This window comes from Bradyrhizobium genosp. L, from assembly GCF_015624485.1.
In the GTDB taxonomy this organism is placed as follows: Bacteria; Pseudomonadota; Alphaproteobacteria; order Rhizobiales; family Xanthobacteraceae; genus Bradyrhizobium.
This window is the reverse complement of the sequence record NZ_CP061378.1, coordinates 4,529,615-4,550,865: the sequence shown is the minus strand read 5'-3', so window position 1 is coordinate 4,550,865 and position 21,251 is coordinate 4,529,615. Positions and strand designations below refer to the sequence as shown.

General features: G+C 65.0%; 18 protein-coding genes. 6 read left to right on the top strand and 12 right to left on the bottom strand.

From position 1 onward, the window contains the following. Window positions 1-68 precede the first annotated feature (68 nt). A complete protein-coding gene (locus tag IC762_RS21540) occupies window positions 69-2,336 on the bottom strand; it encodes a cation:proton antiporter domain-containing protein (protein ID WP_433995843.1) in 2,268 nt (755 codons plus the stop codon). Between the two features lie 336 nt (window positions 2,337-2,672). On the opposite strand from IC762_RS21540, the gene IC762_RS21535 reads away from it, so the two are divergent. Then, window positions 2,673-2,885 (top strand): hypothetical protein, encoded by a 213-nt coding sequence (locus IC762_RS21535; protein ID WP_195784243.1) that lies wholly within the window; start codon window positions 2,673-2,675, stop codon window positions 2,883-2,885. A gap of 24 nt (window positions 2,886-2,909) precedes the next feature. Here IC762_RS21535 and IC762_RS21530 read toward each other — a convergent pair whose 3' ends face one another. Beyond that, window positions 2,910-3,137, bottom strand: a complete 228-nt coding sequence (locus tag IC762_RS21530; protein WP_195784242.1) for a hypothetical protein — start codon at window positions 3,135-3,137, stop codon at window positions 2,910-2,912. Window positions 3,138-3,141: 4 nt separating this feature from the next. Further along, window positions 3,142-3,366 (bottom strand): hypothetical protein, encoded by a 225-nt coding sequence (locus tag IC762_RS21525; RefSeq protein ID WP_195784241.1) that lies wholly within the window; start codon window positions 3,364-3,366, stop codon window positions 3,142-3,144. Window positions 3,367-3,584: 218 nt separating this feature from the next. Between IC762_RS21525 and IC762_RS21520 the strand changes: the two genes are divergently transcribed. Next, window positions 3,585-4,718, top strand: coding sequence for a mandelate racemase/muconate lactonizing enzyme family protein (locus IC762_RS21520; protein WP_195784240.1), 1,134 nt, complete (start codon window positions 3,585-3,587; stop codon window positions 4,716-4,718). 58 nt (window positions 4,719-4,776) lie between these two features. On the opposite strand, the gene IC762_RS21515 is transcribed toward IC762_RS21520, so the two are convergent. Further along, on the bottom strand, window positions 4,777-5,604 hold the full coding sequence (locus tag IC762_RS21515; RefSeq protein WP_195790228.1) for a YkgJ family cysteine cluster protein: 828 nt from the start codon (window positions 5,602-5,604) through the stop codon (window positions 4,777-4,779). Window positions 5,605-6,567: 963 nt separating this feature from the next. Between IC762_RS21515 and IC762_RS21510 the strand changes: the two genes are divergently transcribed. Further along, window positions 6,568-7,440, top strand: coding sequence for a DMT family transporter (locus IC762_RS21510; protein ID WP_195784239.1), 873 nt, complete (start codon window positions 6,568-6,570; stop codon window positions 7,438-7,440). Here IC762_RS21510 and IC762_RS21505 read toward each other — a convergent pair. From IC762_RS21505 to IC762_RS21495, 3 genes are read right to left on the bottom strand one after another with little or no spacing between them, the layout of a single operon-like run. Next, a complete protein-coding gene (locus IC762_RS21505; protein WP_195784238.1) occupies window positions 7,437-8,897 on the bottom strand; it encodes a cryptochrome/photolyase family protein in 1,461 nt (486 codons plus the stop codon). The two genes, IC762_RS21510 and IC762_RS21505, sit on opposite strands and share 4 nt — an antisense overlap. Before the next feature lie 18 nt (window positions 8,898-8,915). After that, complete coding sequence (locus IC762_RS21500) at window positions 8,916-9,575, bottom strand: peroxiredoxin (RefSeq protein WP_195784237.1); 660 nt, start codon at window positions 9,573-9,575, stop codon at window positions 8,916-8,918. Window positions 9,576-9,598: 23 nt separating this feature from the next. Then, a complete protein-coding gene (locus tag IC762_RS21495) occupies window positions 9,599-9,868 on the bottom strand; it encodes a hypothetical protein (protein WP_195784236.1) in 270 nt (89 codons plus the stop codon). A gap of 94 nt (window positions 9,869-9,962) precedes the next feature. On the opposite strand from IC762_RS21495, the gene IC762_RS21490 reads away from it, so the two are divergent. After that, the gene (locus IC762_RS21490) at window positions 9,963-10,544 is read left to right on the top strand and encodes a hypothetical protein (RefSeq protein WP_195784235.1); all 582 of its coding nucleotides are present in this window, start codon (window positions 9,963-9,965) and stop codon (window positions 10,542-10,544) included. Window positions 10,545-10,600: 56 nt separating this feature from the next. On the opposite strand, the gene IC762_RS21485 is transcribed toward IC762_RS21490, so the two are convergent. The 5 genes from IC762_RS21485 to IC762_RS21465 form a co-directional block, all read right to left on the bottom strand. Continuing rightward, complete coding sequence (locus IC762_RS21485; protein WP_195784234.1) at window positions 10,601-12,442, bottom strand: nucleotide pyrophosphatase/phosphodiesterase family protein; 1,842 nt, start codon at window positions 12,440-12,442, stop codon at window positions 10,601-10,603. A gap of 135 nt (window positions 12,443-12,577) precedes the next feature. Further along, window positions 12,578-15,802 carry an efflux RND transporter permease subunit gene (locus tag IC762_RS21480; protein WP_195784233.1) on the bottom strand — a complete coding sequence of 1,075 codons (3,225 nt, stop codon included), beginning with the start codon at window positions 15,800-15,802 and terminating at the stop codon, window positions 12,578-12,580. Then, window positions 15,795-17,018, bottom strand: a complete 1,224-nt coding sequence (locus IC762_RS21475; RefSeq protein ID WP_195784232.1) for an efflux RND transporter periplasmic adaptor subunit — start codon at window positions 17,016-17,018, stop codon at window positions 15,795-15,797. Before IC762_RS21475 ends, IC762_RS21480 begins: the two co-directional genes overlap by 8 nt. A 113-nt stretch (window positions 17,019-17,131) precedes the next feature. Then, on the bottom strand, window positions 17,132-17,422 hold the full coding sequence (locus IC762_RS21470) for a hypothetical protein (protein WP_195784231.1): 291 nt from the start codon (window positions 17,420-17,422) through the stop codon (window positions 17,132-17,134). A gap of 145 nt (window positions 17,423-17,567) precedes the next feature. Further along, a complete protein-coding gene (locus tag IC762_RS21465) occupies window positions 17,568-17,801 on the bottom strand; it encodes a hypothetical protein (protein ID WP_195784230.1) in 234 nt (77 codons plus the stop codon). A gap of 110 nt (window positions 17,802-17,911) precedes the next feature. On the opposite strand from IC762_RS21465, the gene IC762_RS21460 reads away from it, so the two are divergent. Together IC762_RS21460 and IC762_RS21455 are read left to right on the top strand one after the other, a co-directional pair. Beyond that, the gene (locus IC762_RS21460) at window positions 17,912-18,439 is read left to right on the top strand and encodes a hypothetical protein (protein ID WP_195784229.1); all 528 of its coding nucleotides are present in this window, start codon (window positions 17,912-17,914) and stop codon (window positions 18,437-18,439) included. Window positions 18,440-18,609: 170 nt separating this feature from the next. Further along, the gene (locus IC762_RS21455) at window positions 18,610-21,249 is read left to right on the top strand and encodes a bifunctional diguanylate cyclase/phosphodiesterase (RefSeq protein WP_433995917.1); all 2,640 of its coding nucleotides are present in this window, start codon (window positions 18,610-18,612) and stop codon (window positions 21,247-21,249) included. Window positions 21,250-21,251 lie beyond the last annotated feature (2 nt).

Sequence of the window (21,251 nt, the reverse complement as noted above, 5' to 3'; positions counted from 1 at the left end):
CTTCAGCATCCGCGAGAAAAGACGTGGATGCCCGGCACAAGGCCGGGCATGACGGCATAAGCGGAGCCTCAGTCCTTCGGCCTGACTTCCCCATCCGACACCAGCAGCACCGACGCCTTCGACTTGCCGAGCACGGCGGCGGCGACGCTGCCGAAATTCAGGCTGTCGCCCTGGATGCGGTCGACGCCGAGCACGACGAGGTCGGCGCTGCTCGATGCGATCTCCTGCAGGATGGCAGCCTCCGGCGCGGTATTGACGCGCAGGGTCGTCGCCACATTGACGTCGTAGCGCGCTGCGGTCGCCGCGATGTCCTTCAAAATCGCTTCCTCGCGCGCCAGCGACATGCTGGGACTGCTGCGGCGCGCGCCCTTGTCACGGGTGGTCGAGACATAGACCACCTGCAGCGGCTCGGCGCTCAAACGCGACAGCGCGATCGCGACCTCGGCGCCGCGCCGTGAGACATTGCTGCCCGAGACCGGCACCAGGATTTTCCGCGCATTCGCCGTCGGCTCCTTCAGATGCGCGGCCTTGGCGGCGGCGATCGCCAGCGGGCCGTCGAAGCCGGACGTCACGTCGTCGATCCGCCGATCGAAACCGCCATCATAGCCCGTGACCTTGTCCATGCCGACGACGAGCAGATCGAAACCCTTCCTGGCTTCCTCGGCGATTGCCTCGGCCGCAGTCGTGTCGCGGGCGCGGCTGATGACGTCGACGGTGCCGTTGCCGCCTTCGGCATCGGCCTCGGCGCTGGCCTTGGCCGCGTTGATGACGGCGGCCTCGGGGCTTTCCTCGTCGCTGCGCTGCTTCTCGGCAAGCTTGGCCTGCCGGCCGACATGCAGCACCGTGATCGGCAGGCCGCGGCCGCCCGCAATCAGCCCGGCGAGATGCGCAGCGAATTTTGCATTGGTGCTTTCGTCGACCGCGAGCAACAGCCGCTCCAGATTGGCGACGAAGCCGCGCTGCTCGTATTCCTCGCGCTCCAGCCGCTCTTTCTCGTCCGGACCGAGCGGCAGTCTCGCAAGCGCTGCGCGCAGCATCGGCGGCATCGCCATCGTGGTCAGGATCGCCATGGTCACGATCATCGAGAACATGGTCTGGCTCAGCACGCCCATCGACAGGCCGATGGTGGCGATGATCACCTCGGTCGAGCCGCGCGCATTCATGCCGCTGGCGAGCGCATAGGATTCCTGCCGCGTCAGCCCGCCGAGCGCGCCGCCGACAAAGGCGCCGCCGAACTTTCCGATGCTCGCGATCAGCACCAGCGCGGCGGTGAGCGCCAGCAGCGCCGGATCCTTCAGCACGGTGAGGTCGGCGGTCAGGCCGGCGAGGCCGAAGAACACCGGCATGAACAGGCTCGAGATCAGTCCGCGCAGCCGCTCGTCGATCTGCCGGGTCAGGATCGGGGATTCCCCGACCAGCACGCCGGCGACGAAGGCACCGAGCACGGTGTGGACGCCGATCAGATGCGTGATCATCGCCATCACGCTCATCAACAGCAGGATCACGGTGATGACCGCCGCCGAGCTCACCAGATTGTCGTTGGCCCAGCGGATCAGCCGGAACGTGAGCCGCCGGCCGATCGTGAAGCTGATGGCGAGGAAGGCCAACGTGCCGAACAGCGCCTGCGCGATCGAGGCGAGATCGAGCGTGCCGCGCGAGGCAAGGCTGAAGATGACGGCGATGATGATCCAGCCGATAGTGTCGTCGATGATCGCGGAGGCCACGATGATCTGGCCGACATTGCGGCGCATGAAGTTCATCTCGCGGACCACGACGGCGACGATCTTCACCGAGGAAATCGAGAGCGCGGTGCCGAGGAACAGGGAAGCGATCAGCCGCTCTTCCGGATGCGGCAGCAGGCTCTGCGGCAGGAATTCGCCGAGCGCGAAGCCGCAGGCGAATGGCACCGCAATGCCTGCGACCGAGATCGTCGCCGCGGCGCGGCCGACCTTGCGCACCAGCTTGAGGTCGGTCTCCATGCCCGTCAACAACAACAGCAGCAGGATGCCGAACTGTGCGATGCCGTCGACCAGCGCCTTCTGCTCGCCGGACGCCGGAAAGACCAAGGCATGCGCTGACGGCCACAGCCAGCCGAACAGGGAAGGGCCGAGCAGCAGGCCGCCGAGCAACTCGCCGATCACGGAGGGCTGGCCGATCCGCTGCATCAGTTCGCCGAGTCCGCGCCCCACCGCAATCAGGAGCGCGATCTGGGCGAGCAGGATGAACTCGGACGGCCTGGCCGCTTTGTCGCCTTCCGCATCCGCAGCCGTCACGGTCGCGAACAGGATGATCGCCGCCCACATGATCGGTTGCAGCCGCCCCCAGCGGATCACCATCGCGTCTCCGATTCTCATGCCGGCGGTGAGCTTACGCCGTCGCCGCGGCCTGATCCAACGCCCGCACTCGGAAACCGGTCCATGCGAAGCACCGCCGTGTCCGCATTGGAACCAACTCCGACCCAAACGGTTGCACCGGCATGATGCGAATGTCCCACCGTTAGCGAGCGAGGCCGCCACAGCGCGCCGGCTCGCGCGCACGGGAGGCCACGATGTCGAGATCCAACCTTTCGAAAGCGGAATTGGCGCGCAGCGTCGCCGGCGCCGCATCGGCCTTGCTGGTCAGCGGGCTCGTCTTGTTCGCCGCAGCCTACCATCTGAGCGGCGGATAGCGCGATGGCCGGGCAGGTGGCCGTCGGCCGCGACGAGGCGCGGATCGCGCGCGCTTCACAGGCAATCCAGGTCATGTCGGATCAATTGCGAAATGAACTCAATCAAGCTGCGCAGCCGATGCCGCTCAGGGAGCATGTCCGTGCGTTCGCGCGCCAAGCGCCACTGCCGGCGCTTGGCATCGCATTCCTGCTCGGCGTGATCCTGGCGCGCCGCTGAACTGCTCGCGCCTGTCGCACGCGTTCATCTACTGGATCGATAAACCTGCCGTGCCCTGATGTCATCGTTGGCCGATGTCGGATGCACGATCTCGAACCTGGCCCGGCTGAAGCGGCCGAGTCCACCAAGCTCGTAATAGCCGTCACGCGGGAGATCCTTCGTCACCTCATAGACGTGGCCCACCGAGAGCTTGTCTCGCTGCAGGGTATTGTCGACGCAGCGCACGTGAAAGATCTTTCCAGTCTCAACCATGCCTTCATCCCGAATTGTGGCGTGTCGCCGGACGCGGAGCGATCACCTCTTCGTCGGCGCCCGAAATCTGCTTCATGTGGTAGCCCGCAGGCAGCACCTGGCCCGACGCCTCGTCGGCGACGGGAACGTCGAGCACGAGCCCGGATGTCAGCGCGTGCTCCCACGCCGCTTTCTCGGTTGGAAAGGCGTGGTCGATTTGCTTGTCGCGATCGAACAACCCATAAGCCATCGTATATCCTTGTTGGGGTATCCTTCTTAACGCCGGGCCGCTCGCATATGCTCCGGCCTGACATGCTGAAAACGTTTGGTCCGAGCGGCTGTTCCTAATCCGGTTCGTCGCGAAATGTTGATCCCTCCCGGTTTTGGTTTGAGCTTCGCGACGGAATGAAGCCACTTTGAGAATAAAGAACTTGCGATCAACGATCTCAGGCAGGGCGGAACGACAAGATGACCATCAAGGCCATTCGCACCCACATTCTCGAAGCGAAGCTGTCGCAGCCCTTTGCCTATTCGCGGGCCTGGTATGACACGCGCACGGCGATGCTGGTCGAGATCGAGACATCGGACGGGCTGGTCGGGTGGGGCGAGTGTTACGGGCCTGCACGGATCACGGCCACGGTGGTCGACGGCATCGCGCCCTGGCTGATCGGCGAGGATCCGCTGCGCACCGACGTGATCTGGCGGCAGGTCTACAGCCGGCTGCGCGATCACGGCCAGAAGGGCGTCGTGATCGAGGGCCTGAGCGGCATCGACATCGCGCTGTGGGACCTCAAGGGCAAGCATTTTGGCGTGCCGGTGCACCGGTTGCTCGGGGGCGCCGAGCGGACCGAGGTGCAGGCCTATGCGACCGGGCTGTACCGGCGGAAGTCAGGCGATCCGCTGCGCTATCTCCCGGAGGAGGCGGCAGGCTATGTCGCGGAAGGGTTCCGGGCGGTGAAGCTCAAGGTCGGCTTCGGCATCACGGAGGATGCCGCGGTGACGGCGGCGGTGCGTGCTGCGATCGGGCCCGACGTCGCGCTGATGGTCGACGCCAATCACGCCTATGATGCGGTCGCCGCCATCCGTCTCGGCCGGATGATCGAGCCGCATGACATCGGCTGGTTCGAGGAGCCGGTGCCGCCGGAGGATGTCGCCGGCTATCGCGCGGTTCGCGCGGCGCTGACCATCCCGATCGCCGGTGGTGAATGCGAGTATACGCGCCTGGGATTCCGCGACCTGCTGGCATCGCGCGCGATCGACATCATTCAGCCCGACATCTGCGCCACCGGCGGCCTCAGCGAATGCAAGAAGATCGCCGACATGGCGGAGGCCTTCGGCGTCCGCATCAATCCACATGTCTGGGGCACCGGCATCGCGATCGCGGCCTCGCTGCATTGGCTCGCGGTGCTGCCGCCGCACACGCCGCCGTCGCTTGCACCGGCAGCACCGATCCTGGAGTTCGACCGCACCGAGCACCCGATCCGCCAGGCTGTGCTGCGCCAGCCGATCGAGCACGCCGGCGGCCTGGTGCGCGTGCCGGACGGACCCGGTCTCGGCATCGAGATCGATCGCGCGGCGCTGGCGCGGTTCGCGGTCGGTTAGTGCGCGGCACCGCCGCGACGATGTCCACGAACAGGCGGCGTGGCGAGATCGACGACGCCTAAGCTGTCGGCAAGGCACCCATCTCCCGCGACAATGCGAGCAGGGCCGGCCGATAGGGCGGGTGAGGATCGTCGTCGTCGGGGATCGCGCAGGAGCCGAATTCCTGCTGGATGCGCTGGATCTCCATCACGCGCTCGTTCAGCCGCTGCAGATGCTCCAGCGAGCGGGCCTTCCAGTAGCGAAACGTGTCCCGGGTGATCGCAACGAAGGCGGTGCCGAACAGCGTGGGATCGGGGACGATGGTGCGGCCAAGCAGCAAATATCTGTCGTCGCCGACGATGACGAGGGTGGCGAAGGGACGTCCCTCGCTGACCCTGAGTCCCTTGAGCGACAATTCGGAGAGCCTGCTGAAATAGGGTTCCTCTCGCCAGCGGTTGGGGTTGTCGAGGTCGACCTGAATGTTCAACGCGTCGAGGCCATAATGCGGAACCATGCCGGCCGTCTCGGGAAACCAGTCGTCGTCGAGATGGCCTTGCAGCCAGGCGCAGCTAAATCCCCGGCATTGACCCGGCCGGTGGTCGTAGATCTCGCACCCGCCGCCGGTCAGAATGTGTTTGCAGGCGGTGTTGACCGGCTTATCGAGATCGGTGATTTCGAGCACCTTGCAGCACAGTGTGCATGTCCCACACTGCCGTACCGTCGGCGTTACGGGAATGCCGAGGGCCCACACGCCGTTTTGCCGGCGGAAGAGCAGCTTCTGCTTCTCCAGCGCGCCCAACGCGCGCTCGACCTTGAGGCGCGACAGCCCGGTCGCATCGATAACGCTTCTTGTCGTTGTCGCGCCGCTCTCGACAGCGCGCACCACGACCAATGCCACTTGATCCATTGTTCTTCTTGACCGGCTTTTGTTGTGCCTGGCTTTGGTGAGCGCCAGCGGCGGATCGCCGGGGCGCCAGTTTCTCAAAATCGTCGCTGCCGAGTCCTGAGTCGACCGCCGCGTCGCGCGAGACTATCCGCGCGATCGGGACGTCGCGCCGGGTAAATCTGCATGGCATCGTTGAAGACAAATCGCCGTGATCGATGCAATAAATCGGCGCGGCATTTTCGTACCGGTGATGTTGCGCCGAGATTGGATCGCGATTCGCCATTCCGATGCGGCGGGCAATGCGTCAGATTCATGCGCTCCGGAGTATATTCTTAATTTCCGAATTTTCTCTTGACGCAGACCCCAACTCAGATGTCTAATGTTGCCGTCTCACCCGATCGAGGGGCGCTTCGCGGTCGTCATTAGTGTTGCGGTGAGATGCGGTGGACGCCGAGCGCGCGAAAGACGAAGCGCGCGCAAAGCGGACGGCGAAATCGTGCAGGCCTGACGTCCTAGTGGCAGATGTCCCTCGCAAGGCGCGTAAGCGTCTTGTCGAGCGCGGTGACACAAAAGCCCAGTCTCGCCGGGGCGAGCACGTATAAGCCGTAACCCATCGCGCAGGGAAAGCCGGGTTGTTCCCGGTTACACCTGTGGTCCTACTCCCGTGCTTTTTGTTGCACGGGACCCATGGGTGCAATCGGCACCCGGCTTTCCCTGCGCCCTCTACAAAGCGAGAGGGCGGAACGACAAGCAAAGCTCGGGCAAATCATGTCGCGAGATGGCGAAGCTGTATCCTCATCCACACCTGTCATCGCCCGGTTTAACCGGGCGACCCAGTACGCCGCGGCCCATCGGCTCAAGCACGACTGTCTCTGGAATACTGGATCACCCGCATGCGCGGTGATGACACCGTGCAAAATGCAGCCGCCTCGCAAAAACTTCCCAATTGCCGGCTGCCTCATCTTCAGGCAATGACGGCCGGCAATGAACAAGAGCTTCGAGGAAACTGCCGCTCGCCTGGCGCCGGCGATCTTTGTCGTGCTGTGGAGCACGGGCTTCATCGGCACCAAATACGTCATCAACAACGCCGAGCCGCTGACCTATCTGGCGATCCGGATGGCGATCGTGGTCGTGGTGATGGCGGTCATCGCCGCGATCGCGCGCCCGAAATGGCCGGACCGCATTGGACTGTTGCACAGCGCGGTTGCCGGCATCCTGGTGCATGGCATCTATCTCGGCGGCACCGCGATCGCGATCGCGCATTCGATACCTGCCGGCCTGTCGGCGCTGATCCCGGGCCTGCAGCCGATCCTGACCTCGACCATCGCCAACCGTTGGTTAGGGGAACGCGTCACGCGGCTGCAATGGGGCGGGCTGGTGCTCGGGCTCGCCGGCGTTGCGCTGATCCTGCACGACCGTCCGATGACCGGCGAAGCGGGCTGGGGCTGGCTCGCCTCCGTGGTCTCGCTGATATCAATCACGCTCGGCACGCTCTATCAGCGCCGCTACTGCAACCAGATCGACTGGCGCGCCGGCAATGTGGTGCAATACATCGCGGTCACGATCTTCTTCGGCGTCGGCGCCTGGCTGTTCGAGACCAATGTCGTGCACTGGACCAGCGAATTCGTGCTGGCGCTGGCCTGGCTGGTGTTCGCGCTGTCGATCGGCTCGATCGGACTGCTGTACTGGCTGATCCGCCACCACGCCGCGACCTCGGTCGCGAGCCTGTTCTATCTGGTGCCGGCGGTGACCGCGCTGATGGCCTATGTGCTGTTCAACGAACGGCTCGATACTGTCGCGATCATCGGCATGGCGGCCTGTGCGGCGGCGGTGCTGCTGGTCAACCGCCGTGCCTAATTCTTGCCGCGGATTTTGCCGTAGGCGGCCAGCGCGCGCTCGCGGCCTTGCTTGTGATCGACGATCGGTTCCGGATAGCTCTTGCCGAGCTCGACGCCGGCGCTGGCAAGTTCGATCGGCGTTGCGGTCCATGGCTGATAGATCAGTTTGTCGGGCAGTTGCGCGAGTTCCGGCACCCAGCGTCTGACATAGCCACCATCGGGATCGAACTTCTCGCCTTGCAGGATCGGATTGAAGACGCGGAAATACGGCGCCGCATCGGCGCCGGAGCCGGCGACCCATTGCCAGTTGGCCGGGTTCGAGCCGGCATCGGCATCGACCAGCGTATCCCAGAACCATTGCTCGCCGGCGCGCCAGTCGATCAGCAGGTGCTTCACCAGGAAGGAAGCGACCACCATCCGCACCCGGTTATGCATCACGCCGGTGTGCCAGAGTTCGCGCATTCCGGCATCGACGATCGGGTAGCCGGTCAGGCCGCGCTGCCAGGCCTTGAGCGCCTTCGCATCGCGCCTCCACGGGAAGGCGTCAAAATGCGCCTGCAGGTTCTGTTCCGCCAGGTCGGGGACGTCGAACAGGAGATGCCGGCAGAACTCGCGCCAGCCGAGTTCGCTGAGAAACTTGTCGATGTCGCCGCCAAGCCGCGGGAGCTCGGCTGCGGCAAAATGCGCTGCGTGCCAGACCTGCCTCGGGCTGATCTCGCCGAAGCGCAGATGCGGCGAGAGGCGCGAGGTGCCCTCGCGGTCCGGCCGGTCGCGGTCATCAGCATAGCCCTTGATGTCGTCGAGAAACACCTTCAGCCGGCTCCGCGCCGCGGCCTCGCCCGGCGTCCAGGTCTCGCGCAGGCCGCCGGCCCAGTCGGGCCGCGTCGGCTCGAGCGCCCAGTCGTCGACGGTTTCGCTGGCGATGCCGCTGACGGTGGTCAGCTTCTTCGGCGCCGGCAGCGGCTTTGGCGGATCGCCGAGTCCCCGGACGCGCCGCCAGAATGGCGTGAACACGCGCAAGCCGCGGTTCTCTTTGTTGCGGATCGCCTTGGGCTCAACCAGCAGGTCGCCGGGGAAAATTTGAGAGGCGATGCCGTCATTTGCGAGCGCGGCTTCAAGATCTCTGGCAACGGCTTGATGCGGCGGCTGCGCGATGTCGTTCCAGAACACGGCGCGCGCATCGGTTTCGCGCGCCAATGTCGCGATGACGGCGGCCGCCGGGCCCTTGCGCAGCACCAGCCTTCCGCCGATCGCGGTGACGCTCTCGCCAAGCGCGCGCAGCGATTGCGCAAGCCACCAGCGCGCCGCGCCTCCGAGCGGACGTGCGGCCGGTGGCTTCAGGGCGCGGCTTTCCTCGTCGCGCACATAAAGACAGATGACCGGCGCGCCGCGGCTTGCCGCTTCATGCAAGGCCGGGTGATCCGACAGCCGCAGGTCGTCGCGGAACCAGACGATAACAGGCTGTGTGCGGGCCACCCGGATGCAGCGTGCCGGTTACTTCGGCTGCGGCACGATGCGGATATAGGGCTTCGGCGACTTCCAGCCCTGCGGGTAGATCGTCTTGGCCTCGTCGTCGCTGACCGAGCCGGCGATGATCACGTCCTCGCCCTGCTTCCAGTCGGCGGGGGTGGCGACGCGGTGCTTGGCGGTCATCTGCAGCGAGTCGATCGCGCGCAGGATCTCCTGGAAGTTGCGGCCGGTGGTCATCGGATAGACCAGCACCAGCTTGATCTTCTTGTCCGGCCCGATCACGAACACGTTGCGGACGGTCAAATTGTCGGCGGCGGTGCGGGTGAGGGGGTCGCCGGAGGTCGAGGCCGGCAGCATGTCGTAAAGCTTGGAGACGTTGTAATCGGTGTCGCCGATCATCGGATAGTTCGGCGCGGCACCCTGGGTCTCCTTGATGTCCTCGGCCCATTTGGCATGGCGGTCGACCGGGTCGACCGACAGGCCCATCAGCTTGACGCCGCGCTTGTCGAATTCGCCCTTGAGGCGGGCCAGCGCACCGAGCTCGGTGGTGCAGACCGGGGTGAAGTCCTTGGGATGAGAGAACAAAAGCGCCCAGCCGTTGCCGATCCAGTCGTGGAACTTGATCTTGCCTTCAGTGGTCTCAGCTTCGAAGTCAGGCGCGACGGCGCCGATCTGGAGTGCCATGATTTTACCTCATGCTTTTGAATTTACTCGCGAATTTGCGTTTTCGCGGCGGTGCCAGTATAGGAGGCGGCAGGATCTAAGTGAACCAGTTGATGAAAAATGTGAATTCCTTCTCCCAATGAGAGGAATTCCAAGCAACTTGTTTTGATCCTGATGCCTGCGGCGAAATAACCACTGCGGCGCGAAAAGCTTGGAAATGCCCAGATAAAGCCGTTTCTCGCCGTCATCACGCCGGCCCTGGCTGCTATAGGACTGAACCGTGACAGCGATCTCAGCGACCAAATGGCAACCATCTAAAAATCTCGGAACGCAAGTTTCGAATCATTAACCACTCGTTTACGCCCGCATGGAAAAGCTGGCCTGAAATAGGAATTGAAAGCCCCAACTATGTCTGCCCCAAGTACCAAGACCGCTGAGGTTCTCAGCGGTGCGTTGCAACCGTCCTGCCGCAAGACCGCCGCCCATGCGCTGACCATCGTGCGCGACGGCGTCATCACCGGCGAAGGCCCGACCACGAAGGGCCGCATCCATTTCTCCCGTTCGCTCGATGCCGACGACGCTGCCTGGTGCGCGCGCATCCTGACCGCTGCCGCGGTCGAGGATCAGCCCGTGAGCCGGGCCGAGGTCGAGGCGCTGTTCGCGATCAATGAGGCCGCGGCCGAGCGCTCCGACGACGGACGATTCGACGATCTGCTCGCCAAGGCGATCGCCCATCATGCCGCCTCCGAGTCCGGCCTGCCGGTGCCGCCGCGCACCGTCGCGCTGTCGCCGGAGACCGACATCGAGGGCTGGGCGCCCAAGAAAGCGACCAAGATCGACGCCAAGGTTCTGGAATGGATCGCCGGTCAGATGCGCGGCAAGCGCCGCGCCGATCGCGCGTTGGCCGCGATGGTCGCGACTCTGGTCGGTGCAGCCGCGCTGCCGCTCGCGACCCAGCTGCCCAACGTATTCGACATCGGGATGATGTGATGGACGGGATCGCGATTACGCGATCCCCTGAGATCATCGACGAAACGCGGCGGGGATCACTTCCCCGCTGTTTTCTTTTTGTCGTCGACGGCCTCGAGCCCCAGCGTCCGCCCCGGGAACCCGGCGACGTCGAAGTAACGGGTCGAGAGCACGCGCTGGAATTTCAGCACCGTGCGCAGGCCGTTGGCCGACGCCTTCTTCGAGGTGAGGGTGCCTTCCGCCATCTTCGGCACGATGCCATTCGGCAGCGCTTCCGACGTCACACGGCCGACCAGCCCGCCATTGTTCGGCGCGCGCAGGCCGAGCAGCTGCGCCGCGGTGATGCCTACGTCGGCGTTGCTGACCGGGAGCGGGTCGACATAGCCGGCCTTGAAGTCGGGACCGATCGCTGCGGTGAAGTTGAGGGTGTCGCCGCGGCTGAAGCTGCCGTGCATGCCCTGGCCCTGGCGCAGCACGGTGTCGGCGATCTGCACCGAGCAGTTGGTCGGGACCTCGCAGCCACTCGACCAGGAGCGGAAGTTGACCACGATCGACGGGTTCGGCGTCAGCGCCTTGCCCTTGAGGTTGAGGTTCGACATCGGCAGCGTGCCCGGGAAGTTGCCGAGCTTGTCGTCGACAAAGAGTCCGCTGACATAGTCCTGCTCGAGCAGCGCCTTGACCACGCGGTCGGCCAGCTTCTTGTCGCGGTTCGGCAGATAGATCAGGTCCGAGCCGCCATTGGTCGCGATCACGACGTCGGGCTTGGTCGGGTCCTGGCCGAGCACGCCGTTGCCCGCCTTGGGGTGGGCGTTGTCGGCGACCTTGGCGTTCTTGTCGTTGGGGTCATAGAGCGGCAGGTTCAGCGCCTTGGCGAGATCGATCGCCAGAAAGCCCATGGGCAAGAAATCCTTCGGCGTGTCGTCGTAGGAGATCTTCGCCGATGGGCTGGTCTTGCTCTCCTTCGAGATGGTCGAGAAGCCATGGTCGGAGGAGACAATGATGTTGGTGGTGGCGGCAAGGCCGAGCTCGTCGAGCGCCTTGCGCAGTTGCGCCAGATTGTTGTCGGCATTCTTGATGCCGGCCAGCGAGGTCGGGCCGTTGATGCCCGGGGTGACGGTGTTGAGGCTGTCGCCCTGATTGTGCTGGCTGCCATCCGGATCGCGCGACCAGAACACCAACACGAACGGCTTGTTGCGGGCCTTGAACATCGGCAGCACGACTTTGGCCGCGACGTCGGCCATGTAGGCCTGCTGCACGACGTTGGCGACGGTGGTACCGGGCGTCTTGGCATCGCCGACCTTGCCGTTGTCGCCGCGGCCGGGCGTGGTGAGCGGCAGACCTGCCTTGGTCAGCGCGTCCTTCATCTCGTCGGACAGCGGCACGCCGGTCTTGCCGCCGGTGGAATCGTCGACAACGATGGTGTTCTTGCCGCGGTCCGTATGGTCGAACAGCAGCGTGGGACCGACCTTGCCGATCGCCGCGGTGCTAAAGCCTTGGCCGCGGGCCATCTTCAGTAGCGTCTCCTCGTTGAGATAGTCGCCGTTGAAGTGCTCATCGATATCGCCGAGCACGGCATCGTTCTCGATGAAGGGCACCACGGTGTCGCCCGCCGGTGCCGAGGTGTAGCCGGTGAAGATGGTGTTGGAGAAGGTGCCGGTGTCGCCGAGATAATGACCCGTCGACAGCGCCGAGCTGTTCGCCATGGTGAAGGTCGGAAACAGCGAATGCGAGTTCTTGAAGTTGACGCCCTTGTCGCGGATATCGGCCATCGCCGGTGCCGTCTGCGGGCCGACGATGCCGCCGCGCAGGCCGTCCGGAACGAACAGGATCAAATTGTGCTGCTTTGCGTGTTGCGCCGAGGCAGCACCCGCCGACAGCGCGATCATGCTCGCGGACAATAATGTGATGGCACGACGCATTAATTTCCCCCTGCAAAGCCGGCGGCGGATAGCCGCCGACTTCGTTTAGTTTTGTCATATGACAGTTTTGTTACAGCGCCAGCTTCAGGTGACAAAATCCGAAATTTTCGCGTGGAAGAGCTCTCAGCGACCCCATCATTCCGCAGCCTCAATCGCAGCCTTCTCATTGCGCGCAGGACTTCCGGCATGACCGTACCGCGTGTAGAGCGCCGGCAGCACGGCGAGCGTCAGCAGGGTCGCGCTGATCAGCCCACCGATCACGACGGTGGCGAGCGGCTTCTGTACTTCGGCGCCGGTGCCGGTCGCGAACGCCATCGGCACGAAGCCGAGTGAGGCGACCAGTGCCGTCATCACCACGGGCCGGAAGCGGGTGAGGGCGCCTTGCTCGATCGCCTCCCGCATCGCCATGCCACGCTCGCGCAACTGGCGGACGAAGCTCAGCATCACGAGCCCGTTCAGCACGGCGACGCCGGACAGTGCGATGAAGCCGACCGCGGCCGAGATCGAGAACGGCATGCCGCGCAGCCACAACGCAGCGACGCCGCCGGTGAGCGCCAGCGGCACCGCGCTGAACACCAGCAGCGCATCGCGTGCCGAGCCCATCGCCGCCACCAGCAACAGCAGGATCATCGCAAAGCAGGCCGGCACCACGATCGCAAGGCGCTGGCGCGCCGCGGCGAGATTCTCCGACTGGCCGCCCCAGATCGTCCAGTAGCCGGGCGGCAGCTTCACCGATTGCGCGACCTTCGTTTGAGCTTCCTCGACCACCGAGCCGAGATCGCGGCCGCGGACATTGGCCGTCACCACGATGCGACGCTTGCCGTTCTCGCGGCTGATCTGGTTCGGCCCCTCGGTGAAGGAGAATTGCGCCACCCGATTCAGCGGCAGGCTCTGCACCGCCGAGTTCGGTGTCACCTTCGGCAGCGCGACCGGCAGATTGCTCAGCGCCTCCAGATCGGAGCGCACACTCTCCGGCAGCCGTACCACGATGTCGAAGCTGCGATCGCCCTCGTAGATCACGCCGGCATCCTGGCCGCCGACCGCCGCCCCGATCACGTCGTGGACGGCAGAGACGCTGAGGCCGCGTCGTGCAATCGCTGCTTTGTCGACCTTGATTTCGAGCACCGGCAGGCCACTTGCCTGTTCGACCTTGACGTCGGTCGCGCCGCCCACGCCGCGCAGCGCCGCCGCGATCTGGTTGGCAGCTTTCTGCATCGGTTCGAACTCGTCGCCGAACACTTTCACCGCGATGTCGCCGCGCACGCCCGCCAGCAGCTCGTTGAAGCGCATCTGGATCGGCTGGGTGAACTCATAGACGTTGCCGGGAAGCCGGCCGACCGCCTCGGAGATGTCCTCGATCAATTGCTCCTTGCTCAGCGACGGATCCGGCCACGCATCGCGCGGCTTCAGGATGATGAAGGTGTCTGACGCGTTCGGCGGCATCGGATCGCTCGCCACCTCCGCGGTGCCGGTCTTGGAGAAGACAAACGAGACCTGCGGAAAGCGGCTGACGGTCTTTTCGACCGACAGCTGCATCGCCTGCGATTGCGACAGCGCCGTGCTCGGGATCCGCAACGCATGCATCGCGATGTTCTTCTCGTCGAGCGACGGGATGAACTCCTGGCCGAGACGGAAGAAACCGAGCAGGGCGGTCGCGAACAGCACGACCGCCACGGCGATGACCGGCATGGGCGTCGCAACCGTTCGCCGCAACAGCGGATGGTACCAGGCTTTCAATGCGGCAACGATGCGGTTCTCCTTCTCCTGCACCCGGCCGGTGATGGCGATCGCGATCAGCGCGGGGACCAGCGTCAACGACAGCACGAAGGCTGCCGCGAGCGCGAGGATCACGGTCAGCGCCATCGGCTCGAACATCTTGCCTTCGACGCCGGTGAAGGTGAGCAACGGCAGATAGACCAAGAGGATGATGGCCTGGCCGTAGAGGCTCGGCCGCACCATCTCCACGGCGGAGGCGCGGACCGTCGCCAGCCGTTCATCGCGCGTGAGCACGCGGCCGAGTGCCTGCTGTTTCTCGGCGAGATGGCGCAGGCTGTTCTCGGTGATGATGACGGCGCCATCGACGATCAGGCCGAAATCGAGCGCGCCGAGGCTCATTAGGTTGGCGCTGATGCGGCCCTGCCACATGCTGATCGCCGTCATCAGCATGGCGGTCGGGATCACCAGCGCGGTGATCAGCGCAGCGCGGAAATTGCCGAGCAGCACCAACAACACCGCGATCACCAGCAGCGCGCCTTCGCCGAGGTTGCGCGCCACCGTGCCGATCGTCGCATCGACAAGCTGGGTGCGATCGAGCACCGTCTTGACCGCGATGCCTGGCGGCAGCGACGGGGCGATGGCGCGGAGCCTGGCGTCGACGGCCGATGACACCGTCCGGCTGTTGGCGCCGATCAGCATCAGCGCGGTGCCGATCACGACCTCGCGGCCGTCCTCGCTGGCGCTCCCGGTGCGGGTCTCGCCGCCGATCGACACCGTCGCAATGTCGCGGATTCGCACCGGGACGCCGCCGCGGGTCGTGACGACGACGGCGCCGAGCTCCTCGATAGTCTCAAGACGGCCGCCGGATCGCACCACGAAGCCTTCGCCATTGCGCTCGATGTAGCGCGCGCCGCGGCTGACATTGTTGCCCTCTATGGCCTTGGCGACATCAGCAAAGGTCAGGCCGAGCGCGATCAGTTTCGCGGCGTCGGGCTGGACCTGGTACTGCTTGAGGTAGCCGCCGATCGAATCGACACCGGCGACCCCGGCCACCATCTTGATTTGCGGTTTGATGATCCAGTCCTGCACCGTGCGCAGATAGGCGTCCTTCTCGACCTCGCTTTGCAGCACCTGGCCGTCGGCAGTGAGGAAGCGGCCATCGCTCTGCAGGCCCGGCGTGCCGTCGACCTGCACCTTCTGGCCGGAGAAATGCACGGTCCACATGGTGATTTCGCCGAGGCCGGTTGTGGTCGGACCGATCCGCGGCTCGATGCCTTGCGGCAGGCGCGCGCGGACCTCGGTCAGGCGTTCGCCGACCTGCTGGCGGGCGAAGTAGATGTCGGTCGCTTCGCTGAACACGGCGGTGATCTGCGAAAAGCCGTTGCGCGACAGCGACCGCGTGCTCTCCAGGCCTGGCGTGCCGGCCAGCGCGGTCTCGATCGGAAAGGTGATCTGCTTCTCGATCTCCGCCGGCGACAGCGCCGGTGCCACCGTGTTGATCTGGACCTGCTTGTTGGTGATGTCGGGCACCGCGTCGATCGGCAACTTCGTCAACGCGACGCCGCCGAATAGCATCAGGATCGCCGCCAGGGCGACGACGACCCAGCGCCGCTCGATCGCAAAACCGATAATGGGCTCAATCATGGTCGTGCTCCGCGTCGTCCTTCTCGAGCTCGGCCTTCAGCGTGAAGGTGTTTCGCACGGCGATGGTCTCGCCGGCGGCAAGACCGGCCGCGATCTCGACATCGTCGTCGTCCTCTCGACCAGTCCGTACCGACCTAGCCTCGAAGCCGCCGGCGTCGCGCACGAACACGGTCGGCGTTCCCTTGACGGTTTGGATCGCCTGCTTCGAGACGATCACGGCCGACGGGCTCCCTGCCAGCGGCACCTCGGCGGTGACGAACGTGCCGGGTTTCCAGCGATGGTTCCTGTTGGGCACGGTCGCGATCACCCGCGCGTTGCGGGTTTCGCGGTCGAGCAGGGGGCTGACGAAGATCACGTCCGCGCTGGCCTGGTCCTCGGTGCCGATGGCGCGGATGTTGACCGCGACACCCTCGCTGACCGCGCCGATGTCTTCGGGCGAGACTGCGAGGTCGACCCAGATGTCGTCGAGATTGACGATGACGTAGAGCTCGCTCTCCTGGCCTTCGCGACCGATCAGCCCGCCGAGATCGACGCGCCGTTCGGAGACCCGGCCCGCGATCGGGGAGCGGAGGAATTGCGTCCGCAGGCTCTCCGGCGGCTGGTTCGGCAGATCGGCGATCTCGCCATCCGACAGGCCCAGCGCGAACAGCTTCTGGCGCGCGCCGTCGAGCTTGATCTGGGCGTCGTTCGCCATCAGACGCGTGCGCAGGAACTCGTTCTCCGACACCGTGCGGCTTTCGACCAGGGTCTTCTGCCTGGCATAGAGGGTCTGCTGCAAATCGTTGGTCAGGCGGGCGGCAAGGTATTCGCTCTTGGCATCGGCGACCTCGCGGCTTTCGATCGCGGCGACGATCTCGCCTTTCTCGACGCTGTCGCCGAGCCGCTTGCGCAGTTCCGTGACCGTCGCGAGCACGCGCACCGAGACGCGGCCGATATGGTCGGCGTCGGGGATCAGCGAGCCCAGCGCGAGGAAATGGCGCCTGAGCGTGCCGCCGTTGACCTGCGCGAGCCCGATGCCGGCGTCCCGAAGCTGGTCTTCACTCAGCGCGATATGTCCGGAAGACTCACGCTTTGCCTCGGGCTTCGGTGAACTCGCGGTCAGAGCCTCCGGCACCGCATCCGGGAGTTTGACCGGCCAACCGATCGAACCGGCGACCAGAACGACCAATGCGACACCGGCGCCCACGCCGGTGGAAAATAGAACAACCCGTTTCATCTGCGCCTCTCCGCAGCGCAAGCCGATGGCCGTGCGCCGTCGCGACATCGATCTGTGCGGACGCATGCGCGCTGCCTGACGGCTGCGAGACACGCGCGGTCATGTCGACCGGATCAGGCGCGGGGTGGTTTGAACGGAGAGAGGCGGTCGGCCGAAGCGGGCCGCTGAAGGCGGGTGTCGCCATAGCTGTGCGGCGCATAGGCGATCGGAAACACGGTTTCCTGCGGTGCTACCGAAGCGACGTGGGTCAGGCAGTGATCGCCGTGCAGCGCGGCCGGATGTGCGGGAGCCTTGCCGCCGGTGTCGTTGACCGACTGCGCGATGGAGACCGCTGGGCCCGCATCGTCGTCGCCGTCAAAGCTCCAGCCGTGGAAGAAGGACAGCACCAGCGCGAACGAAATCAATCCCGCGAGCAGGCTGCGCCAGCGGCGCGATCCTGTTCGGCGTGCGGAAGATTGAGTCGTGGCAGGTAAAGCCTCCATGCGCCCTAGTTAACGTCGTGGCCGCGCGCATACAAGCCGAGCGTCATGGGCAGAATTGCCGCGAATACTATAACGTTACGCGATGCCCGCCGCGACGCATGAACCACCGGCGCGCGGCGACGACGGCCCACACCGCCTCGACGAGGCCGAACGGCCAGGCGCCTTGCAGGAAGCCGTAAGCCGAGCCGAGCGCGCAAGCCAGGGCGAAGGCGAGAATGAACCAGGGGCTGCGATCCTCGGCCGCATAGCAGACAAGCATCATCGTCACCGCGAACAATCCGAACAGCGTCAGTGCATCCATCGCATCCATGCCCCACTAAACGGCACACCGAGTTACCGCAGTAAGCAAAGGCTTAAGAGGTGCGACATAATATCACCGGCGCAACTTCCCGCGCTAACCTCCGGTTAATCATGCGGCTTCTGCCCCTAAAGGATCCGGAACGGTCCTGGCGCAACATCAAGGCACAATGGAAGAAGGACGCTGAAGGCGTCGGTGAGGATTTTGCCACCTTTGGCGGCATCGCCGCCTTCGACGCGCTGACGGCGAAGGAGAGCGACAGTCAGGGCCTCTATTACTTGACCGATGGCGAGCGGGTCAACGCGGTCTGCCAGGTCAAGCGTCTCTTGATGAGCAAATATCCGACGCCGGCCCTGAGCGCACGCTTCGTCAATGTCTCTCCGATCTACGACCTCGGCGTCGCGGGCACCAGCGATTATGCGCGGATGCTCGTTGCGCTGTTTTCCGGCGTGGTCTGGCTGTCGCGGGATGCGCTGGCGGCGAGCCACATCCGCTTTCTGCTGAAGAGCCCGGGCGATTCGCAATTCTTTGCCGCGCTCAGGGCCGAGACGCCGCTGTCGCCGTTCTCCCGGTTCGCGATCGTGGGTGCGCTGATCGAGTGCAGCCTGAAGGAGCCGGGCGCCCGACAGGCCGCGACCTAGCGCCGCCGCATGCGGGTGCTTTAACCGCCCGATAACTGATTTTCCTAACCGCGCCTTGGGTTGTGCTCCCGTACAAGGGCGCCCGCAAGGGTAGGAAAATGTCAATTCGATCAACGAACAGCGGATTGCCGGAACGACGGTGGCTGTCGACGGGCGGCGTACTGCGCGACATGCGAATGGGTGCGGTTCAGTGGCTGGTCTTGAGTGCAGCTTTGCTGGTACTCGCGATCACGCTCGGCATCGGCTACCTTGCGCTGCAATTTCGCGAGCGCACGCTCGAGGCATCGGAACGCGAGCTCAACAATACTGCGCTGCTGCTGTCGCGGCATTTCGACCAGCAGCTCAGCGATCTGCAGCACGTCCACGACGATATCGTGAGTTATCTGCAGGGAGGCCAGATCGAGACCGCCGAGCAGTTCGAGCGGTCCATGTCACTGCTCAGCGCGCACGAGATGCTGCGCACGCGCCTCGCGGCGCTGCCGCATGTCGGCGGGCTCAATCTGTTCAATGCCAAGGGATGGCTGATCAACTCGTCCGAGATGTGGCCGGTCCCCGATGTCAATGTCGCGGACCGGCGCTATTTCCAGGAGTTCACCTCGGGCAGGCCGACGTCATCCGTCATCGTCGAGCCCGCGATGAGCAAGGTGACAGGCGTTTGGACCACGATCTTCGCGCGCAAGATCACCGGGCGCAATGGCGAGGTCATCGGCTTTGCGAGCCGCGGCGTGGAGCCGAGCCATTTCGAGGATTTCGTGGCGTCGCTGGCGCTGAGCGGCGACACCGTGATCTCGATGATTCACCGCGATGGCACCATCATCGCGCGCTATCCGCAGGACGTGAACGCGGTCGGCCGCAACATCATCGACCAGCCGCTGTTCCGCAAGGTGCTGAGCCTCGGCGGCAACACCTCGGGCCGCTTCGTCGGCGTATCGGGCGAGGAGAGTGTCGGCGCGGTGAAGTCGCTGGCGCACTTTCCGATCCTGATCCTTGCCACCACCAGGACCTCGAGCGCGCTGCAGGACTGGCGTGCCCAGACCAAGCTGCAGTTCTGCGCGGCGGTTCTGGCCGTCGTCATCGTCGTGATGACGATCTTCATGATCGTTCGCCAGTTGCGGCGCCAGCACGACGCGGCGCAGCGCAGGCTGTCCGAGAAGAGCCAGCATCTCGACACCGCCATCAACACCATGACGCAGGGCCTGTTGCTGTTCGACGCCTCGGCGCGGCTCGTGATCTGCAATCAGCAATACCTCGAGATGTTCGGGCTTTCGCCCGACATCGTCAGGCCGGGATGCCACCTGCGCGACCTGATCCTGCATCGGCAGGCGGCCGGCTCGTTCGTCGGCGACGTCGACGAATATTGCGCCCGCTTCACCAATCCGGAAACCGACAAGGTCCAGGATATCGTGGTCACCACGCCCGATGGTCGCAATATCCGCCTGATCTACAAGCGTTCACCCGACGGCGGCTGGGCCACCACGCTCGAGGACGTCACCGAGGGCCGCCGTGCGCAGGCACGGATCGAATATCTCGCGCATTACGATGCGCTGACCAGCCTGCCGAACCGGACGCTGTTCCAGCGCCATGCCGAAGGCCTGCTGCTCGAACCCGGCGCGCGCACCTTCGCGATCCTCTATATCGATATCGACGAGTTCAAGCGCATCAACGATACGCTGGGCCATCTGATCGGCGACGAGTTTCTGCGCACCGTTGCGGAGAAGCTGCGCCAGTCGGTCGGACCGAACGACTTCATCGCGCGGCTCGGCGGCGACGAGTTCGCCATCGTCCAGCATGACATCGCCTCCGATGACGACGTCAGCGGCCTGGTCGCGCAGATCTACCAGTCTTTGCGCACGCCGTTCGACTGCTACGGCCATCGCCTGTCCGGCGACGCCAGCATCGGCATCGCGGTCGCGCCGCGCCATGGCGCGGACCTGTTCGGCCTGCTGAAATGCGCCGACCTTGCGATGTACGCCGCCAAGGCGGCGGGCCGCAGGACCTACCGCCTGTTCGATCCGGCGATGGAGCGGCAGGCCAATCTGCGCCGCGAGCTGGAGGCCGATTTGCGGATCGCGCTCGCCGATGGCGGCTTCGAGCTGCATTACCAGCCGCTGGTCGATCTGCGCAGCGGCGAGGTGACCGGCTGCGAGGCGCTGCTGCGCTGGCGGCATCCGGTGCGCGGCATGATCTCGCCGGCGGAGTTCATTCCGCTCGCCGAGGAGACCGGGTTGATCGAGGAGATCGGACAGTGGGTGCTGCGCACCGCCTGCATCGAGGCCGCAGGCTGGCCGGCGCATGTGCGCCTTGCGGTCAACGTCTCGCCGGTCCAGTTCAAGTCGGAGACGCTGGCGCTGAAGGTCGCCGCCGCGCTCGCTGAAAGCGGGCTCGACCCGCGCAGGCTCGAACTCGAGATCACCGAGGCGGTGCTGATCGCCGACGACGATGCGGCGCTGGTGACGCTGGGCCAATTGCGCGCGCTCGGCGTCCACATCGCGCTCGACGATTTCGGCACCGGCTACTCGTCGCTGCAATATCTGCAGCGCTTCCCGTTCGACAAGATCAAGATCGACCGCAGCTTCGTCAAGGAGGTGACCCGCAACACCGGTTCGGCCTCGATCATCCGCGCCGTGGTCTCGATCGCAGCCGATCGCAACATGATCACGACCGCCGAAGGCGTCGAGACCGACCAGCAGCGCGACACCGTGCAGATGCTCGGCTGCACCCAGATGCAGGGCTACCTGTTCAGCAAGCCGATTCCCGCGCAGGATCTGCGGACGCTTCTGGCCACGGAACGATTCGAGGACGCCGCTTAGGC

Bases quoted from the DNA above. Each gene is read 5' to 3' on its own strand.
- IC762_RS21510 (WP_195784239.1), top strand. From the start codon at position 6,568: ATGAACAAGAGCTTCGAGGAAACTGCCGCTCGCCTGGCGCCGGCGATC.
- IC762_RS21535 (WP_195784243.1), top strand. From the start codon at position 2,673: ATGGCCGGGCAGGTGGCCGTCGGCCGCGACGAGGCGCGGATCGCGCGC.
- IC762_RS21500 (WP_195784237.1), bottom strand. From the start codon at position 9,575: ATGGCACTCCAGATCGGCGCCGTCGCGCCTGACTTCGAAGCTGAGACC.
- IC762_RS21530 (WP_195784242.1), bottom strand. From the start codon at position 3,137: ATGGTTGAGACTGGAAAGATCTTTCACGTGCGCTGCGTCGACAATACC.
- IC762_RS21485 (WP_195784234.1), bottom strand. From the start codon at position 12,442: ATGCGTCGTGCCATCACATTATTGTCCGCGAGCATGATCGCGCTGTCG.
- IC762_RS21480 (WP_195784233.1), bottom strand. From the start codon at position 15,802: ATGATTGAGCCCATTATCGGTTTTGCGATCGAGCGGCGCTGGGTCGTC.
- IC762_RS21475 (WP_195784232.1), bottom strand. From the start codon at position 17,018: ATGAAACGGGTTGTTCTATTTTCCACCGGCGTGGGCGCCGGTGTCGCA.
- IC762_RS21525 (WP_195784241.1), bottom strand. From the start codon at position 3,366: ATGGCTTATGGGTTGTTCGATCGCGACAAGCAAATCGACCACGCCTTT.
- IC762_RS21455 (WP_433995917.1), top strand. From the start codon at position 18,610: ATGCGAATGGGTGCGGTTCAGTGGCTGGTCTTGAGTGCAGCTTTGCTG.
- IC762_RS21465 (WP_195784230.1), bottom strand. From the start codon at position 17,801: ATGGATGCACTGACGCTGTTCGGATTGTTCGCGGTGACGATGATGCTT.
- IC762_RS21515 (WP_195790228.1), bottom strand. From the start codon at position 5,604: ATGGATCAAGTGGCATTGGTCGTGGTGCGCGCTGTCGAGAGCGGCGCG.
- IC762_RS21460 (WP_195784229.1), top strand. From the start codon at position 17,912: ATGCGGCTTCTGCCCCTAAAGGATCCGGAACGGTCCTGGCGCAACATC.
- IC762_RS21540 (WP_433995843.1), bottom strand. From the start codon at position 2,336: ATGGTGATCCGCTGGGGGCGGCTGCAACCGATCATGTGGGCGGCGATC.
- IC762_RS21495 (WP_195784236.1), bottom strand. From the start codon at position 9,868: ATGGTTGCCATTTGGTCGCTGAGATCGCTGTCACGGTTCAGTCCTATA.
- IC762_RS21490 (WP_195784235.1), top strand. From the start codon at position 9,963: ATGTCTGCCCCAAGTACCAAGACCGCTGAGGTTCTCAGCGGTGCGTTG.
- IC762_RS21520 (WP_195784240.1), top strand. From the start codon at position 3,585: ATGACCATCAAGGCCATTCGCACCCACATTCTCGAAGCGAAGCTGTCG.